Source organism: Microbacterium sp. USTB-Y, assembly GCF_023703415.1.
Taxonomy (GTDB): domain Bacteria; phylum Actinomycetota; class Actinomycetes; order Actinomycetales; family Microbacteriaceae; genus Microbacterium.
Genome location: NZ_JAGMTU010000005.1, coordinates 376,120 through 394,811, shown reverse-complemented (window position 1 = coordinate 394,811; position 18,692 = coordinate 376,120). Strand labels below are relative to the sequence as shown.

Genomic DNA, 18,692 nt, shown 5'->3' with positions numbered 1-18,692 from the left:
CGGGCGCGGGCTCTCAGCCCCGGCTCGACCTCCGCTCGACCAGGGTCCCGTGCTCGGGCTCCGGCACCTCCAGCGCGAGCCCCGGCTCGAGCTGCCGCAGCAGCTCCGCCGCGGCCTGCCGGCCGAGAGCCTGCGGCTGCAGATCGACGGCGGTGATCTCGGGCACGGAGTTGCGCAGACTGTCGGCGTCGGATCCGCAGACGACGCGCACGTCCTCCGGGACGCGCACGCCCCGCGCGACGAGCCGGTCCACGAGCGCGCGGGCATGGTCGCTCGTCATGCAGTACACGCCGTCGGGCGGCTCGGGCAGGGCGAGCAGCTCGTCGGCCGCGGCCGCGCCCTCCGACGGGTCGGAGCGCTCCGGCACGTGGCGCACCAGCTGGTCCGCGGGCGGGGTGCGCTCGCGGTAGCGCCGTTCGGTCGCCGCGTTCCACTCGATCGGATCCGTGCCCAGGACCAGCGCGATGCGCGTCGCGCCGGCGGCGGCCAGGTGATCCAGCACCCGATCCGTGATGGGCCCGGTCGCGATGTCGATGACGTGCGGATCGTCCGGATCCTCGGGGTCCGCCCCGACCAGCGTGTACGGCATGCCCCCGGCCCGCAGCGCCGCCACGAGCGGGTCGTCGACGACGGGGTCGGTCACGATGATGCCGTCGCACGCCCAGGCCGTGGTCGGCGCGTGCGGCACGGTCGGGTCGGCGACGAGCATGAGCGCATAGCCCTGTCCGAGCGAGGCCAGCGCGGCCGCTCCCGCGAACCGCGGGAAGTAGTCGACGTCCTGGATCTGCTGCGGCTCCGCGCCCACCGCGGGGCGCAGCACGAGGCCGATCACGCCGAGCCGGCTGCGGCGCAGGCCGCTCGCCACGACGTCGGGGTGGTAGCTGAGCTCGGTCGCGGCCGCGCGGACGCGGGCCTGCGTCGCCTCGTTCACGACGCCGTTGCCGGAGAACGTGTGCGACACCGTGGTGACGGAGACGCCCGCCTTGCGGGCCACATCGCGGATCGTCGATCGCTGTCTGCGCATGCCGCGATGATAGATCCCGGAATCTCCTTGCCCAAATCGTTTTGGCTCTTTAGCGTTGCGTGTCGAGCGCGAACAAGGACGTCGCGCACCCGACCTTTCGCCCTGGAGGATCCATGTCGCAGACGACACCCCCCGAGACCGCGGCCCCGTCCCCCGCCCTCACGCACCCCGTCCCCACCGACAGCGCCACGCGCGTCGAGACGCACGGCATCGACTACATCCCGAACGCCGAACGGCACGGACGCGCCCGCGACCTCTTCGCGGTGTGGGCGGCCCCCAACGTCAACTTCCTCGCGGTCGTGATCGGCGTGACCCTCGTGCTGCTCGGCCTGAACCTGTGGCAGGCGCTGCTGGTGATCGTGATCGGCAACCTGTTCTCCGTCATCACCGGCATCGTCGCCGGATCCGGGCCCGCCGCCGGAACCCCGAGCGAGATCATCACGCGGGCGATGTACGGCATCACCGGCAACCGGTTCAACGTCGCGATCGCCGGCTGGCTGATCAGCGTGTGCTACCTCGCGATCAACTGGGCCGCCGCCACGACCGTCGCGGTCGGCCTGCTCGGCCGGCTCGGCGTCGCATCGAACGGGTGGACCATCGCGATCAGCGCCATCGTGATCGCCGCGGCGACCATGGTGATCAGCGTGTACGGCCACCGCCTGATCATGCGCCTGTACCAGCCGCTCGCGATCCTGCTCGCGGTGATCTTCGCCGGCATGGCGGTGTTCGTCGTCGGCGGCGCGCAGTGGAACTACGCCCCCGCGCACCCGCTGCACGGGCTCGAGCTGGTCGCGATGATGGCCGCCGGGATCGCACTGGTCGCGTCCGGCCCGCTGTCCTACACGAACAGCGCCGACTTCGCCCGCTACCTGCCCGCCGCCACGCGCGTGCGCGACGTCGCACTGTGGACCACGCTGGGCATGGTGATCCCCGGAGTCCTCGCGACCTTCGTCGGCGTGCTCGCGGCGAGCTCGGTGGACATGTCGGATCCGGAGGCGGGACTGGAGAAGTTCCTGCCCGGCTGGTTCGCTCCGATCTTCCTCATCTCGGTGATCGTCGGCACCATCGCCAACAACGCGATGACCGCCTACAGCTCGGGCCTCGCCCTGCAGGCGGTCGGCATCCGCCTGCCGCGCTCGCGCACGGTGCTGCTGGACGGCACGGTCGGCGTGCTGATGACCCTGTTCGCGCTGCTGGTGTGGAACTTCCTCGACAGCGTCTCGAGCGCCCTGCAGCTCGCGGTGACCGTACTCGCCCCGGTGATGGGGGTCTACCTCGCCGACATGCTGTGGCGGCGCAACCGCTACGACGGGGCGGCCCTCGCCGACGACAGCCGGGGCAGCCGGTTCTGGTTCACCGGCGGCGTGCACATCCCGGGCGCGGTCGCGGTGCTCGTCGGCATCGGCGCCTCGCTGATGTGCAGCGCGACCCTGGTCTTCACCGGCCCGATCGCCGCGGCGCTCGGCGGCATCGACCTCTCGGTGCCGGTCGGACTGCTCGTGCCGTTCGTCTTCTACCTGCTGCTGGTGCGCCGGTCGCCCCGCTCCCAGGCCTCGCTCTGACCACCCGCACGACAAAGGATCCGGACTGATGACTTCGCACGAGACCCGCACCACCCACTACCGGGGTGGGGCGATCTTCACCTCCGACACCCGGCCGTGGGCGCAGTCGCTCATCGTCGAGGACGGCCGGATCCTCTTCGTCGGGGACACCGCCGCCGCCGACGCCTTCGCCGCGGACGACGTCGTCGACCTCGACGGGGCGCTCGTGATCCCCGGCATCGTCGACGCGCACACGCACCTCATCGGGCTGGGCGAGTCTCTCGAGCAGGTGGACCTGCACGACGCCCCCGACCTCGCCGAGATCCAGGCGCGCATCGCCGCTGCGGCGGCCACCGACCCGGATGCGCCGCGGCTCCTCGGCCGCAGCTGGCTGTTCTCCAGCCTGGGCGGCCGCACACCGCACCGCGACATGATCGACGCCGTGGTCGCCGACCGCCCCGTCTACCTGAATGCGAACGACAACCACTCCGCCTGGCTGAACTCCGCGGCGCTGGCGGAGCTGGGCATCGACGACACGACCCCGGATCCGATCGGCGGCACGATCCAGCGCGATGCGGACGGCCGGGCCACCGGAATGCTGCTGGAGAACGCGGTGTTCGCGTTCCTGCGCGTGCGGCTGGACGCCCTCACGCGCGACGCCGACCGGGAGGCGCAGTTCGAGGCCGCCCTGCGCACCTACCTCGACGCCGGCGTCACCGCCGCGGTCGACATGGCGCTGAGCGAGCCGGACCTGCGCGCGATGCTCGCCGTGCAGGAGCGGCGCGGCGGCGTGCTGCCGATGCACGTCGCGGCGCACTGGGCCGTGTACCGCACGGCGACCGCCGAGGGCGACGCCGCCGCGGTCGACCGGGCGATCGCCCTGCACCGGGAGCACTCCGGCCCCGGCCTCCGCATCGCCGGCATCAAGCTGTTCGTCGACGGCGTGATCGACAGCTGCACCGCGGCCATGCGTGCGCCGTTCGCCGACGGCTCCCAGCCCGACGCGCTCTGGGACCTCCCGTCGCTGACCGCCGTGGTCACGCGCGCCGATGCGGCCGGCCTCCAGATCGCGATGCACGCCATCGGCGATGCCGCCTCGGCCCTCGCGCTCGACGCCCTCGAGGCCGCGGTCGCGACGAACGGCCCCCGCGCCGGCCGCCGGCACCGGATCGAGCACCTGGAGACCGTGGACCACGCGACCCCGCTGCGCCTGGCCCGCCTCGGCGTCATCGCCTCGATGCAGCCCGTGCACTGCGATCCGGCGATCCAGGACAACTGGCGCGCGATGCTCGGCGACGACCGCGTCGAGCGCGGCTACCCGTGGGCCGAGTTCGCCGAGGCGGGCGCGACACTCGCGCTCGGCACCGACGCCCCGACGGCGCCGTTCGACCCGCTGCCGAACCTGTTCATCGCGACCACGCGGCGCTCGGCGTTCGACCCGGACCTTCCGGCGAACGTCCCCGGCAATGCGATGGCGATCGCCGACGCGGTGCGCCGCGCCACCCGCGACGCCGCCTACGCCTCGCACTGGGAGGACGAGCTGGGCGTGCTCCGCACGGGGGCGTCCGCCGACTTCGTGGTGCTCGACGCGGATCCGTTCCGCGAGGGCCCCGAGGTCTTCCTCACCGCGCGGGTGCGCACCACGATCGTGCGCGGCCGCGAGCACGCCGCCGTCCTCGCCGCAGGCCCGGGAGCTCGCTGAGGATCCCCGCCCCTCGGGTTCGTTGAGCGAGGACGGCACAGCCGCCCACTCCCTCGGGTTCGTTGAGCGAGGACGGCGCAGCCGACCGAGACGAAACGCGGTGCTCCCGCAAGGGCACCACGTCTCGTCTCGCGCTGCCTCCCCCCGTGATCGCTCGACGACCCCTGTCGCGGGTCCGATCCTCAGCGCTCGTAGAGCAGGATCACGCTCCCGGCGCCGTCGTGGCGCGCGGTCTCGCGGTAGCCGAGCTCGCGCAGGTCGCTGAGCCCCCAGGAGTCCACGACGCCGTCGAAGCGCAGTTCGACCACCCACACCCGCTCGACCCCGTCGAAGCGCCCCATGCCCGCCGCGCGGGGGATCCCGTAGGTCTGGTCGTACCAGGTGTACGACTTCTGATACGGCGTCTTCAGCAGCAGATCGGCGGTGTTGCGGAACGCGGCGGGATCCGTCGCCTTCGCCAGGCGGGTGCGCTGCGACGGCCGGGCACCGTCGTCGAACACGATCCCGTCGCCCGGCTCGGCGTTCGCGCTGATGAAGGCGGAGATGTCGTTCCAGTCCGACTGGTTCTTCGCATAGGGGCCGCGCTGCAGCACCGCGACCGGCACGGCGGCGATCACGACCGCCGCGATCGCGATCCCTGCGAACCACGCCCCGCGCCGCGAGCCGGCCCACCCCCGCGCGCCCGCCCCGCCGCCGGATCGATCGCCGATCCGGGCCAGTGCACGCACCCCGAGCGCCATCACGATCGCCACCCCGGGCGCCGAGAACGTTCCGTAGCGGGCGGTGTAGACCGCCATGAACGGGGTGACCGCGAGCAGCAGCCCCATCGGCACGATCATCCAGCTCAGCGCCACCACCTCGAGGCGCACCCCGGGGGTGCGCCACAGCCGGCCGCCACCGCGCCGGATGAGCACGACCTCGCGGACGAACACGACCACGGCGACGAGGATGAGGGCCCAGGCGATCGCGGTGAACCACCACTCCTGGAACCACATGTTCTTCAGCACCACCTCGGGGGTGACCGACTCACGCACCGCGAGGAAGGCGATCTGCCGGCGCTGCAGGAAGCCGAACCACGCCAGGGGCGTGCACAGCAGGAGGGCGATCCCGGTGCTCAGAGCCCATGCTCGCCAGCGTCGTCGCAGTTCGGGCGACAGCAGCACGACCGCGAGGGCGGCGAACACCATGAGCGCGAAATAGAGGAAGGTCCAGACCGCGACCGTGAGCACCGCCGCGTAGCCGACCCACCACCACACCGCCCGGCCGGGCCGCCGCGCGATCTCGACGAGGAGCACGAGCAGGACGGCCGCGAACGCCGCCCCGATCGCGTAGGAGCGCGCTTCCTCCCCCGCGAAGATCAGGCGGGGCTCGAGCGCGGTGAACACCCCGGCGACGACGGCGAACCAGGTCCGCTCGAACCGCCCGCACAGCCACACCACGGCCGCGGTGCACACGCCGATCGCGAGCGCCGACGGGAAGCGGATCGAGAACGCGCTCGGTCCGAACACGTCGATCCACGCGTGCAGTCCGACGTAGTACAGCCCGTGCACGGCGTCGACGTAGCTCAGCATGTGCCAGAGCGAGGACAGCGGACGCGTCGCCGACATGAGGCTCGCCGCCTCGTCGCCCCAGAGCGAGGGGATCCAGGATCCGGCGGCGCTGGCCGCGACCCCGAACAGCCCCAGGAGCCCGGCCCACAGTCCGAGCCGCCGCGGATCGGCCGTCACCCGCGCCGAGGCGGGGAGGGACCGCTCCGAGGCGGTGCCGACAGCGGAGGAGGTCACGCCCCGAGGGTAGCGGCCTCTGCTGGGCCGCTGCTCCGAGGTCCCTGTCAACGGGCCGCCCCGTCACCGTCCGTCCACCCGACGTTCTCCGAGCGTTCGCTCGGCGTGCGCCCAATATCCTTGTTGCGTGTCCCTCTCCTCCTCCGCGCGGCGCCTGAAGTCCACTGCCCGACGCCTGAAGCGGGCGGTCGAGGCCGAGCGCATCGCGTTCTGGCGCTCCCGTCCGGTGCGCCCCGATCAGGTGCTGTACGAGTCGTTCGCCGGCAACGGCATGCTGTGCAACCCCGAGGCGATCTTCCGCCACCTGCTCGCCGACCCCGCCTATGCGCACCTCACCCACGTCTGGGCGATCGCCGACGACGACGCGATCGAGCGCTTCCGCGCCGAGTTCGGCTCCGACCGCCGCGTCTCGTTCGTGCGCCGCGGATCCGCGTCCTACCGTCAGGCGCTGGCCGTCAGCGGCTGGCTGATCAACAACGCGACGTTCCCCACCTGGTTCGGGAAGCGGGAGGATCAGGTCTATCTGAACACCTGGCACGGCACCCCGCTCAAGCTGATGGGCTTCGACATGCCCGCGGGCGCCGTGCAGTCGGCGAACACGCTGCGCAACTTCCTGATGTCGGACTACCTGCTGGCCGCGAACCCGTTCATGGCCGAGACCATGTACGAGGGCGCCTACCGGCTCACCAACGTCTACCCCGGCACGCTCATCGAGGAGGGGTATCCGCGCATCGACCGTCAGCGGCTCGACGCCGCCGACGAGGCATCGGTGCGGGCCGAGCTCGAGCGCAGCGGCGTCGCGCTCGACGGCAAGCCGATCGTGCTGTTCGCGCCCACCTGGCGCGGCAGCTCCTTCGACGACCCCGAGGACAACATCGACGAGCTGGCCGCCCAGCTGGCGGATCTGCAGGCGGGAGTCGGCGACGAGTACGTTGTCGTGCTGAAGACGCACCAGATCGTGCATGCCCGCGCCGCGTCGCGGCCGGCGCTCGCCCGCTCGCTCGCCCCGAACACGATCCCCACCAACGTGCTGCTCGGAGCTTCGGCGGGCCTGGTCACCGACTACTCGTCGATCTTCTTCGACTATCTCGCGACCGGCCGGCCGATCGCGTTCTTCACGCCCGACGCCGACCTCTATTCCTCGGGCCGCGGCACCTACATGCCGCTGGACACGCTGCCCGGCCCGGTCGACGCCGACGCCGCCGGAACCGGCCGCGCCCTCGCCGCGCTGCTGCAGGGCGCGGAGCCGCACCCGCAGTACGCCTCATGGGCCGAGCGGTTCACCCCCTTCGACGACGGCGGGGCGACCGCCCGCGTGGTCGACATCGTGTTCGGCGGCGCCCGCGAGGGCTATCGCGCCCGCCCCGCCGCAGAGGACGGCCGCAAGCGCCTTCTCGTCTACCTCGGCGGCATGAAGCCGAACGGCATCACCACCAGCGCGCTGAACCTGCTCGGCGCGATCGACCACAGCCGCTACGACGTGACCGCCCTGCTGCCGAAGCGCCGGCTCAGCACCGACCCGCTGACGCAGGCGCGCATCCCCGCCGAGGTGCGCCAGGTGTTCCGCATCGGGGGGATGAACGGATCCAAGGCCGTGCACCTGCGCCGCCGCATCGACGATTGGCGCGGATCCCCGCGCACCCCCGGCACCGAGCCGTGGCACGAGAACCTGTGGAACGACGAGTGGATGCGCGTGTTCGGCGATGCGCGCTTCGACTGGGTGGCCGACTTCAGCGGCTACGGCCCGCTGTGGACCACCCTGCTGCTGCACGCCCCCGCGCCGCGCGAGGGCGGCCCGGGTCCGGTGCGCGCCATCTGGATGCACAACGAGATGGCCTCCGACCGCGAGCGCACCGTGAACGGGCGCGCCAGCATGAAGCGGGGTCTCGGGGCCGTGTTCGCGATGTACTCGGAGTACGACCAGCTCGTGTCGGTGTCGCACCAGCTCACCCGGCTGAACCGTGCGGAACTCGCCCAGTACGCCCCCGCTGACCGCTTCCGCACGGTGCGCAACTTCCCCGACGTCGAGCACGTCACCCGCGGCGCACGCCGCCCCCTCAGCGACTTCTTCGCCGAGTCGGACGCGCAGTTCGAGGCCGCAGACCAGGAGATCCCGCCGCGGCCCGACTGGTACGAGGCGCTCCAGGCCGACGAGGGCGAGCTGCGCTGGTTCGTGACCGTCGGCCGGCTGAGCCCGGAGAAGAACCACGCCCGCCTGATCCGCTCCTTCGAGAAGGTGCACGCCGCCCACCCCGAATCGCGTCTGCTCATCGTCGGCGCGGGGCCGCTGCGCGCCGACCTGCAGCAGCAGATCGACGACGCCGGTCTCGGCGAGGCCGTCTTCCTCACCGGCGCGCAGCGCAACCCGTACGCGCTGCTCGCGGCGTCGGACTGCTTCGTCCTGTCCAGCCTGTACGAGGGGCAGCCGATGGTGCTGCTCGAGGCCGCGATCTGCGAGCTGCCGATCGTCTCGACGGCGTTCGGATCCGTCTACGGAGCACTCCCCGACGGCGCCATCCGCATCGTCGAGCAGGACGACGACGCGCTGGCGGCCGGCATGACGGCGTTCCTCGACGGCGACGTCCCGGCCGCGACCCTGGACGTCGACGCGTACCGCGCCGACGTCAAGGCCGAGTTCGAGGCGCTGCTCGACCGCTGAGGGCCCCGCAGATCGGGACCCGCGCCTCTCGCGCCGCGACGGGCGGTGATGGCAGACTCGAAGTCCGCTGGGATGCGCGATGAGGCGCGCCCAGGAACGATCGAACGGGGAGCAGCATGACCTCACCTCACCCCCTGGACTCGCTCACCGGGGCCGAGTTCTCCGCCACCGCCGCCGCGCTCGCGCGGGAGCACGGCGTCGACGCCGGCTGGCGGTACGCGTCGATCATCCTCAAGGAGCCGCCCAAGGCCGAGGTGAAGGCCTGGCGCGAGGGGGATCCGGTCGTGCGCCGGTCGCTCTCGGTGCTCTGGCGCAAGCAGACCAACGAGGTGTACGAGGCCGTGGTCAACCTCACCGACGACGCCGTCGAGTCGTGGACGCACGTGCCCGGCGTGACCCCGAACTTCACGATCGACGAGTACCACGACTGCGACCACGCGATGAAGGAGAACCCCGAGGTGCGCGCCGCCCTGGAGGCCCGCGGCGTCGACGTCGACCTCGTGCTCTTCGACGTGTGGACCTACGGGGGCGCGGTGATCCCCGACAAATGGCGGGATCGGCGCCTCGGCTGGGTCGACCTGTGGATGCGGGCGACACCGGACGGCAACCCGTACGCGCACCCGGTGAGCGGCCTGAAGATCATCGTCGACATGAACACCCTCGAGGTGCTCGAGATCGAGGATCACCACGATTTCGGCTTCCCCGAGGTGCACGGCGAGTACGTGCCCGAGCTGGCCGGCATCACGCCGCGCACCGACCTGAAGCCGCTGCAGATCGTGCAGCCCGAGGGCGTCTCGTTCACGGTGGACGGATCCCGGATCCAGTGGCAGAACTGGGACTTCCGTCTCGGCTTCAACTACCGCGAGGGGCCGGTGATCTACCAGGTCGGCTTCGACGATCAGGGCACCCGCCGCGAGGTCGCCTACCGGCTCTCGTTCGCCGAGATGATCGTGCCGTACCGCGACTCCAGCTTCGACCACTACCGCCGCACGGCGTTCGACGTCGGCGAGTGGGGCCTCGGCTACATGTGCACCTCGCTGGAGCTCGGCTGCGACTGCCTCGGCGAGATCACCTACCTCGACGCGGTGCTGCCCGACACGGCCGGCCAGCCCTGGACGATCACGAACGCGATCTGCCTGCACGAGGAGGACAACGCCGTGCTGTGGAAGCACGTCGACCCCGATGCGGGCACGGAGGTGCGCCGGCAGCGGCGGTTCGTCGTCTCGGTGCACGCGACCGTCGCCAACTACGAGTACCTCGTGTACTGGCGGTTCTACCAGGACGGCAACATCGAGTGCGAGGTGCGCGCCACCGGCATCATGGTGACGACCCCCATGGCCGAGGGCGAGACCGCGAAGGCCACGGGAACCACGATCGACACCCGCACCTACGCGCCGTTCCATCAGCACTTCCTCATCGCCCGGCTCGACCTGGACGTCGACGGCGGCGGCAACACGGTCATCGAATCCGACTCGATGCCCGCGCCGATCTCGGAGTCGAACCCGTTCGGCCTCGATCTCAACACCCGGGCGACGGTCATCCGCTCGGAGTCCGAGGCGGGCCGCAGCTTCGACTGGGAGCGCCAGCGCGGCTGGAAGGTGCAGAACCCGAGCAAGCTCAACGCCTGGGGCGCGCCCGTCGCCTACAAGCTCGTGCCCTCGGCATCGTTCCCGGCGATGTTCGACGAGGCGTCGCCGATCCTGAAGCGCAACCCCGTCATCGGCAAGACCCTCTGGGTGACCCGCCATCACGACGACCAGTTCTGGCCGGCCGGCGACTACCCCACCCAGTCGGTCGACGACCTCCACAACGGCATGTCGGCGTGGATCGCGGACGACGAGAACCTCGTCGACGAGGACGTGGTGCTCTGGTACAACTTCGGGATCCACCACATCACCCGCGCCGAGGACTGGCCGATCATGCCGGCGGACACGATCTCGTTCTGGCTCAAGCCGTTCGGGTTCTTCGACCGCAACCCCTCGCTGGACGCCCCCCGCACGATCAAGGGCGCGGCCTGCGCCTGCGGCGACGGCGAGTGCCGGTGCGGGCACGATCACGGCGCGGGCCACGGCTCCGACGGAGGGCACGCGCACGGTCACGACGAGGGCCATCAGCACGACCACCACGGCTGAGGCCGCTCAGGGTCCGCGCGACCCGGCGAACGAGATGGCGAATGCCCCTGCCCGAGGTCGTTGAGCGAGCACGGCCGAAGGCCGGGCGAGACGAAACGCGGTGCTCTTTCGAGGACACCGCGTTTCGTCCCGCTCCGCTCGCTCGACGACCCCGGAAACCCCGCCCACCCGGCGACCCCGGGCTTACGGCTCCCGCTCACGGCCTTTCCGGATCCGGCGCCGTGCGCTGCCGACGGGGTTACGATCGCGGTATGCGAGAGACCAGGGCGACGCACGGCTGAACGTCCTGGAGCAGCGTCCGTGCCGCCCGGCCTCCGCGAAGGAGGCCCGATCATGAACACGCAGGAGCAGCGCGGCACCACCACGCACGCCGACTGGGGTGCGGGACACCCGCATCTGCTGATCACATCCGACGACGCCCGGTTCGTGCACGAGATCGTCGACGACGAGACGCGCATCGGATCCGGTACGGACTGCCAGATCCGTCTCGCCGGGCTCGCGGCGGTGCACGCGGTCATCCGGCACGACGGATACGACGACTACGACCTGGAGATGATCGGGCAGGGGCAGACCAGCGCGAACATCGCGAAGGCCGCCGAGGAGGAGGGGCGACCGGTCGAGACGCTGCACACGGGCGCGCGGTTCACCGCGGGCGAGTGGCGCTTCGTCTTCGTCCGGGACGAGTTCGCCGACCACGGCCGTCCATACGGCGGGCGTCTGGGCGGCGAGGGGGCGCACCAGCGTCGCCAGCCGCCGCGGCCCGACTACGCGAGTGAGGGGCACACCGGAGCGATCCCCGCGGTGCCGGTCCCTCCCGCGGACGACCACAGCGACGACACGCACGACGCGGACTGACCGGCGCCTCCCCACGGCGCCCCGCTCTGCGGAATACTGGGGGCGTCGGAAGGAGGCCGCGTGTTCCAGGTCGATGTGCAGGGTGTTCCGCAGGTCTGCTCCGCGGCCGGAGCCTGTCCCCCGCGCGCGAGAACCGCGCGGACAAGGTCCGACGCATGACCGCACCGTCGCCTGCCGGATCGTCCGCGACCGAACCGCGGGCGACCCCGGACACCGACCCGACGACCGGTCTCGACGACGCCGCAGTCGCCGCACGCCTCGCAGACGGGCGCGACAACGCCTTCCAGGCCGACACCAGCCGCAGCGCCTGGAACATCGTGCGGGCGAACGTCTTCACGCTCTTCAACGGCATCGTGTTCGCGTGCTTCTTCGTGCTGTTCCTCGTGGGCCGGTGGCAGGACGCGCTGTTCGGATTCGCCGCCTTCGGCAACGCCATCATCGGCTGCATCCAGGAGTTCCGCGCCAAGGCCGCGCTCGACAAGCTCGCCCTGCTGAACGCCCCGCACGCCACCGTGCTGCGCGAGGGCGAGGAACGCGACATCGCCTCCGGAGAGGTGGTGCTCGACGACGTGCTGATCCTCCGCGCGGGCGACCAGATCGCCGCCGATGCGCGGGTGCTCACGACGCGCGCGCTGCAGGTCGACGAGTCGATGCTCACCGGCGAGTCGGACCCGGTCGACAAGCACCCGGGCGACGAGCTGCTGTCGGCCTCGATCGTGGTCGCGGGGTCCGCCCGGGCGCAGGTGATCCGGGTCGGCGCCGATTCCTATGCCAATCGCTTCGCCGGCGAGGCCAAGCGCTTCTCCCTCGTCTCGAGCGAGCTGCGCACCTCGGTGGACCGGGTGCTGCGCTGGATGAGCTGGCTCATCGGGCCGATCGGGCTGCTCGTGTTCAACGCGCAGGTCATGGTCGCCGGCGGCTACGAGAAGGCGTTCCGCACCGGCGCGTGGGTGCAGGCCGTGGTGAACACGATCGCCTCGCTCACCGCGATGATCCCGCTCGGCCTCGTGCTGATGACGAGCATCGCGTTCGCCGTGGGCGCCGCCCGCCTGGCTGCGCAGAAGGTGCTCGTGAACGAGCTGCCCGCCGTGGAGGGCCTCGCGCGGGTCGACGTCGTGTGCCTGGACAAGACCGGCACCCTCACGGTGGGCGAGATCGCGTTCGACGAGGCCCACCCCGTCGCCGCCGGACCCGATTCCGCCGGCTGGCGGCCCGTGCTGGGCTGGTACGCCGCCGCCCCCGACGCCAACGCCACGGCCCGCGCCCTGCGCGACGCCTTCCCCGTCGCCGAACCCGGAAGCGCAGAGCCGGCGACCATCCCGTTCTCCTCGGCCCGCAAGTGGAGCGCGGTGTCGTTCCCCGGCACCGGGGAGTCCTGGGTGTTCGGCGCGCCCGAGATGGTGTTCGGCGACGCCGCCGCCGACCCGGCCGACCCGCTCGGGGCGGTCGTGTCGCGGCTCGCGGACACGGGCCGCCGCACGCTCGTGCTCGCCCGAGCAGGGACGGCGCTGACCGAGAAGCAGATCGCGGCGGAGACCCTGCCGGAGCGCCTCGCGGCCGTGGTGGTGCTCACCTTCCGCGAGCAGGTGCGCCCGGATGCCGCGGACACGCTCGCGTACTTCCGCGAGCAGGGCGTCGGGATCCGGATCATCTCCGGTGACAACCCGCGCACGGTCGCGGCGATCGCCCGCGAGGTCGGGCTCGACGCCGCGGACGGCTTCGATGCGCGCAGCCTCCCCGACGACGGCGCCGCACTCGCGACGGTGCTCGACGAGCATCGGGTGTTCGGCCGCGTCACGCCGGAGCAGAAGAAGCGCATGGTGGTGGCGCTGCAGTCGCACGGCCACGTCGTGGCGATGACCGGCGACGGCGTGAACGACGCCCTCGCGATCAAGACGGCCGACATCGGCATCGCGATGAACTCCGGCTCGCCCGCGACGAAGGCGGTCGCGCGCCTGGTGCTGCTGGACGGGCAGTTCTCGCACCTGCCGGACGTCGTCGCCCAGGGCCGGCAGGTGATCGCGAACATCGAGCGCGTCTCGATGCTGTTCCTGACCAAGACCGCCTACGCGACCGGGCTCGCGATCCTCTTCGGCGTTCTCGTGATGGAGTTCCCGTTCCTGCCCCGGCAGCTGTCCATCACCGATGGCCTGACGATCGGGATCCCCGCGTTCTTCCTGGCGCTGATGCCCAACAGCCGGCGCTACCTGCCCGGGTTCCTGCGCCGTTCGCTGAGCTTCGCGATCCCGGCCGGTGTGCTCATCGCGCTCGCCCTGACCGTGTACGCGCGCCTCGCGACCGATCTCGGCGTGCCTGCGGACCGGCTGAGGACGGGCGCGACACTGATCCTCGCCGTGGTCGGGATCTGGGTGCTCACGGTGCTGTCCCGCCCGGTCACGCGCCTCAAGGTGCTGGTGATCGGGGCGATGTTCCTCGCCCTCGTCGTGGTGTTCACCGTTCCCCTGGCGACGACGTTCTTCGCGCTCGTGGATCCCGGGCGCGACGCCGCCTACCTCGTCGCGATGATCACGATCCTGACGATCTGCGGCATCGAGATCGTGCGGTTCGTGCACACCCGCTTCGTGCTGCGTGCGCTCAGCCCGGATCAGCAGCCTGAGCCGGACGCGCGAAATAGCGCGCCCCGGGAGGAAGCCACAGCGCCAGGAGCGTGAGCAGGTCGAGGGCGATCCCGACCACGCCCCACCAGTCCCAGTCGGTGAGGGTGAAGGTCAGCACGCCGAGCAGCAGCTGGGCGCCGAGATAGAGCGACGCCAGCAGCCGGGCGAGGCGGCTGCCGCGCCCGATGCCGCCGGCGATGGCGAGGGTCAGCAGCCCGAACAGGATCACGGCCGCGCCGATCAGCGACACCGCGAGCACGTCGTCCGCGGGGACGTCGTACCGGCTCAGCAGGATCAGCGTTCCGACGAGTGCGCTGCCGATGCCGTTCAGCGCGGCGAGCACGACCACGAGCGTGATGAGCAACGGGCGCCGGGACGCCGGTGGGGCGGTCATGCGCTCACTGTAGCGGGCGGCGTCGGGCCCTGAATCCTTCTCCTCCGAGTCGTCCCCCCGAGCACGAGCCATAGGCCGTGCTCAGGGGGACGACTCAATTGTGGGGGTGGGATCAGACGAACTGGACACGTGGGGGCGGAGTGTCGGCGTAGGTCCGTCCCCCGGGACTGGTCCAGGTGATCACTCCCCCGGGCCCCTGCGCCGCGGTCCACCGCCAGCGGTCGTCGAGGTCCGGATGCTTCAGCGCGTGATGCCCCTCGCACAGGCAGCAGAGATTGCAGAGGTCCGTCGGTCCGCCCAGGGCGTGATCGTGGTTGTGATCAAGGTCGCAGCTGCGGGCGGGCATGCGGCAGCCCGGGAACCGGCAGTGCCGGTCTCTCGCGCGCAGGAGGCGGCGCATCCGCTCGGTCGGTGCGTAGGTGTCGGTGCGGGTGAGCATCCCTCGGGGATCGAGGAACAGCCGGTCCCACGTCCCTGCCCCTCCCGCGAGCGCCCGGGCGATGTCGGGGTCGATCGGCCCGTGCCCGTCGAGCTCGGCGGGCCGATCGTCGGCTCCCGCGAGGGTGGACGCGGCGATCGTGACCTGGACCGTCGCCCGGATCCCGTCGACCCCGTTCTGCGTCAGCAGGTCGGTGTCGGCGGTGAGCAGCAGATCCGAGACGATGTCGGCCCGCAGCTCGTCGAGGCTGCGCGGATCCGTGAGCGGCTCCTGCAGCTCGTCGACGATGCTCTCGAACGAGGTCAGACGACGCCAGTCGTCGTCGGTGGGAGCCTGCCCCGGCTGCGGGGCGCGCGGGCCGGAGAACGCGCCGCAGTCCTGCGCGGCGCGGACGACCCGGAGCTGACGTCCGATCGCGGACACCCGGTCGTAGGCGGCATGCGCCAGCGGCGACGGCAGCAGGATCTCGAGCCACGCCATCCCGTCCTCGGCATCGGTGACGCGCACCTGGCGGTCGGCCCGAGCGCGGCGATGCCGCTCGACGACGGTCTCGGGGGCGACCGATGCCGCCGCCGACCTCGCGAACGCCTCGGTCCGCGGGGCGGTCTCCGCTGCCGCATAGGGCACCACGAGGCCCTCATACCGGGCATGCGCGTCGCGATCGGCGAGGTCCAGGGCGGCGGCGCCCGCGACGATCACCGCCGCGTGCCGCAGCGAGATCTCGCCCGTCGCGAGCGCGGCCCGCGTCTGCGGGAAGCGGTCGCCGAGCGACCAGCCCGTGGCGAGTGCGCGGGAGGCCGCCGCCCGGGAGATGTGCAGAGCGGCGGCCACCTCGGCGAACATCGACCGCTCCGCGCTCTCGAACCCGGCGGCGCCCGGAGGCACCTCGTCGAGCAGCAGCTGCACGCGTTGCCCGAGCAGCGCGGACTTCTCCGCCTCGAGCGCCGCGATCCGACGGTCGAGCTCACGGCACCGATCGACGATCTCGTCGCTGCGGACGAGGTACGAATCGGCGGTTCTGGTCATGCCTTCAGACTAGAACGCACGTGCGGCAGTCAGAGGGCGAGAACGAGATCTGTGGATAACCAGCATCGAATCTTTCTCTCAGGACTCGGACGGCGCCAGCGGTAGTTGCGGCCCGTGGTTCCAGGCCAGGATCGCCGGCTGCTCCCGGGTGAAGCCGAGCACCGAGACGGATCCGGCATCGAGCGTGATCGCGGCGCCGAAGCGCGGCGCCTGACGCAGGAACACCGCCGTCAGGATCCGCAGATAGTGACCGTGGGCGATCAGCGCGACGTCGCCGTCGACCATCGCCGGCAGCACCCGGGTGAGCACCCGGGAGGCCCGCGCGGCGACCTCCTCGACGGTCTCCCCCGGGGTCTCGCCGCGGATCACGCCGTGCGTGAACGCGCTCCAGTTGTAGCCGAGCTCGGCGCGGATGTCCTTGGTGGTGCGCCCCTCGTAGCCGCCGTAGTCCCATTCCACGAGCAGCGGGTCGACGTCGGCGTGCAAGCCCGCGAGCTCGGCCGTGCGGCGGGCGCGCTGCAGGGGCGAGGACAGCACGAGCCGGAAGTCGTAGCCCGTCACGAGCGCTCCCGCGAGCCGGGCCAGCTCCTCTCCGCGCGGGGTGAGCGGGATGTCGGTGCGCCCCGTGTGCCGCCCGCTGCGCGACCATTCGGTCTCGCCGTGGCGCAGCAGCACGAGCTTGCCCTGCGGGTTGTCGGGAGCGGGATGGTCGGGCAGGGGGTCGAGAGTCTCCACCTCGCCACCGTACGCCCTCCGGCTCTGCCGCCGCGGCGTTCAGCCCCGGCCGAGCACGAACAGCAGGCAGAGCACGCCGACGAGGAGCGTCGCGCCGGTCAGCGCGGCGACCGGCCAGCCCGAGCGCAGCACGACGGGCTCGGTCGAGGTGAGAGCCCGATGCTGGCGCCGGTAGCGCCGATGCGAGCCGACCAGCACCACCACGGCGAGGGCGAGCCCTGCGAAGCCGAGCACGAGCGCCGCCCCGCCGATCACGGACGGGAGGATCCGCATGATCACGACGGATCCCCCGGCGAGGGCGAGCGCCGTGCGCCGCCACGCCAGGGCGGTGCGCTCGGGCTGCAAGCCGGGGTCGAAGACCCGTTCCGGATCCCCACTCACGCCAGCAGCACCCCGAGCAGCACCAGCACGCCGGTCGCGACGACGACGATCACCAGCGGGATCGCGATCCACGGCGGGCCCAGGGGCGTCGACTCCCGCAGCGACCGTTCGGTGCGCATCCAGCCCAGCCACGCCTGCACGGGGGTCAGCAGCCCCGCCACGATCAGCAGGATCGACGCCGCGTGCCGGAAGCCGGCGTGCATGCCCAGCCCGAGCGCCTCGAGCGCGACGCCGCCCGCGAGCAGGGCGAGGGAGGTGCGGATCCACGCCAGGAACGTGCGCTCGTTCGCGAGGGTGAACCGGGCGTCCGGCTCCTCGCCGCGGTCGTAGACGCGCCGGGGGAAGCGGCTGGTGCTCATGCGTTCTCCGTTCGGAGCGAGACGGTGCGGAACCCGGCGTTGCCCATCGACGAGTCGGGGGTGTTCGAGCTGCGCGCGGAGTTGCGGTAGCGGTTGCAGTAGGAGATGTGGCAGAGGTAGCTGCCGCCGCGCAGCACCCGCGCCGCGCCGAGCGAGGGGCCGCGCGGATCCGCTTCGGCCGACCGCTCGTAGGCTCGCGGATCGAACCAGTCCGCACACCACTCCCAGACATTGCCGACCGGCTGGAAGAGGCCGTAGCCGTTCGGGGCGAAGGCCCGCACGGGAGCGGTGGTCAGCCAGCCGTCGTCGAGGGTGTTCTCCCGCGGGAACGCGCCCTGCCAGATGTTCGTGCGCCAGCCGCCGTCATCCGGCTCCGCGTCGCCCCAGGGATACTTCGCCCCGTCGATCCCTCCGCGGGCGGCGTACTCCCACTCCGCCTCGGTGGGCAGCCGCCGGCCGGCCCAGGCGCAGTACGCCACCGCGTCGTTCCAGCTCACGTGCACGACCGGGTGGTCGGCGAGCCCGTCCAGATCCGAACCGGATCCACCCGGGTGCGCCCAGTCCGCGCCGCGCACGCCGTACCACCACGGGGTGCCGGCGGCGGGGCCCATCACGTCGGCGTCGGGAGCGCTCACGGCCAGGTGGAACACGGCCGAGAACCCGAAGACCTCGGCCTCGGTGCGATACCCGGTGGCCTCGACGAAGCGGGCGAAGTCGGCGTTCGTGACCGTGGTCGCGTCGATCTCGAACCCCTCCAGCGCGACCCGGTGCCGGGGAGTCTCGCCGTCGCCGCGGTTCTCGTCGCCCGAGGAGTCGCCCATGACGAAGGATCCGGCCGGGACCCGCGCCTGAGCGATCAGGTGCCGCCCGGCGGCCTTCTCCTCGTCCGCGCTCGGCGCGCCGAGCAGGGGCAGCACGGCACGGTCGCCTGTGAGAACGGAGCGCGGTGGAGCGCCGCAGGCGCAGTCGGGACCGCAGGAGGGGGAATCGGCCATGGATCCATCATCCCCGCTTCGGTCCGGGCGGAGCGAACCCGACTCACC

General features: G+C 71.9%; 14 protein-coding genes. 6 read left to right on the top strand and 8 right to left on the bottom strand.

Annotation, left to right across the window (positions count from 1 at the left end):
* Positions 1–13: 13 nt before the first annotated feature.
* Positions 14–1,024 (bottom strand): LacI family DNA-binding transcriptional regulator, encoded by a 1,011-nt coding sequence (locus J8G10_RS14670; protein WP_251446413.1) that lies wholly within the window; start codon positions 1,022–1,024, stop codon positions 14–16.
* Between the two features lie 113 nt (positions 1,025–1,137).
* On the opposite strand from J8G10_RS14670, the gene J8G10_RS14665 reads away from it, so the two are divergent.
* The gene (locus J8G10_RS14665; protein WP_251446412.1) at positions 1,138–2,586 is read left to right on the top strand and encodes a cytosine permease; all 1,449 of its coding nucleotides are present in this window, start codon (positions 1,138–1,140) and stop codon (positions 2,584–2,586) included.
* A 28-nt stretch (positions 2,587–2,614) separates the two neighbouring features.
* On the top strand, positions 2,615–4,267 hold the full coding sequence (locus J8G10_RS14660) for an amidohydrolase (protein WP_251446409.1): 1,653 nt from the start codon (positions 2,615–2,617) through the stop codon (positions 4,265–4,267).
* Between the two features lie 182 nt (positions 4,268–4,449).
* Here the strand turns inward: J8G10_RS14660 and J8G10_RS14655 are convergent, their stop codons facing one another.
* Positions 4,450–6,051 (bottom strand): glycosyltransferase family 39 protein, encoded by a 1,602-nt coding sequence (locus tag J8G10_RS14655; protein ID WP_251446408.1) that lies wholly within the window; start codon positions 6,049–6,051, stop codon positions 4,450–4,452.
* 127 nt (positions 6,052–6,178) lie between these two features.
* On the opposite strand from J8G10_RS14655, the gene J8G10_RS14650 reads away from it, so the two are divergent.
* The 4 genes from J8G10_RS14650 (at position 6,179) to J8G10_RS14635 (ending at position 14,369) form a co-directional block, all read left to right on the top strand.
* A complete protein-coding gene (locus J8G10_RS14650; protein ID WP_251446405.1) occupies positions 6,179–8,710 on the top strand; it encodes a glycosyltransferase in 2,532 nt (843 codons plus the stop codon).
* A 116-nt stretch (positions 8,711–8,826) separates the two neighbouring features.
* Positions 8,827–10,842, top strand: coding sequence for a primary-amine oxidase (locus tag J8G10_RS14645; RefSeq protein ID WP_251446402.1), 2,016 nt, complete (start codon positions 8,827–8,829; stop codon positions 10,840–10,842).
* Positions 10,843–11,175: 333 nt separating this feature from the next.
* A complete protein-coding gene (locus J8G10_RS14640; protein WP_251446399.1) occupies positions 11,176–11,697 on the top strand; it encodes an FHA domain-containing protein in 522 nt (173 codons plus the stop codon).
* Between the two features lie 155 nt (positions 11,698–11,852).
* Positions 11,853–14,369, top strand: a complete 2,517-nt coding sequence (locus J8G10_RS14635) for an HAD-IC family P-type ATPase (RefSeq protein WP_251446397.1) — start codon at positions 11,853–11,855, stop codon at positions 14,367–14,369.
* On the opposite strand, the gene J8G10_RS14630 is transcribed toward J8G10_RS14635, so the two are convergent.
* The 6 genes from J8G10_RS14630 to J8G10_RS14605 form a co-directional block, all read right to left on the bottom strand.
* Positions 14,293–14,709, bottom strand: a complete 417-nt coding sequence (locus J8G10_RS14630; protein ID WP_251446394.1) for a hypothetical protein — start codon at positions 14,707–14,709, stop codon at positions 14,293–14,295. The two genes, J8G10_RS14635 and J8G10_RS14630, sit on opposite strands and share 77 nt — an antisense overlap.
* A gap of 112 nt (positions 14,710–14,821) precedes the next feature.
* On the bottom strand, positions 14,822–16,174 hold the full coding sequence (locus J8G10_RS14625; RefSeq protein WP_251446391.1) for an HNH endonuclease signature motif containing protein: 1,353 nt from the start codon (positions 16,172–16,174) through the stop codon (positions 14,822–14,824).
* 78 nt (positions 16,175–16,252) lie between these two features.
* Positions 16,253–16,909, bottom strand: coding sequence for a histidine phosphatase family protein (locus J8G10_RS14620; RefSeq protein ID WP_251446388.1), 657 nt, complete (start codon positions 16,907–16,909; stop codon positions 16,253–16,255).
* Positions 16,910–16,948: 39 nt separating this feature from the next.
* A complete protein-coding gene (locus J8G10_RS14615; RefSeq protein ID WP_251446385.1) occupies positions 16,949–17,290 on the bottom strand; it encodes a DUF202 domain-containing protein in 342 nt (113 codons plus the stop codon).
* Complete coding sequence (locus J8G10_RS14610; protein WP_251446382.1) at positions 17,287–17,649, bottom strand: YidH family protein; 363 nt, start codon at positions 17,647–17,649, stop codon at positions 17,287–17,289. Before J8G10_RS14610 ends, J8G10_RS14615 begins: the two co-directional genes overlap by 4 nt.
* The gene (locus tag J8G10_RS14605; RefSeq protein WP_285814334.1) at positions 17,646–18,644 is read right to left on the bottom strand and encodes a formylglycine-generating enzyme family protein; all 999 of its coding nucleotides are present in this window, start codon (positions 18,642–18,644) and stop codon (positions 17,646–17,648) included. Before J8G10_RS14605 ends, J8G10_RS14610 begins: the two co-directional genes overlap by 4 nt.
* Positions 18,645–18,692: the final 48 nt, after the last annotated feature.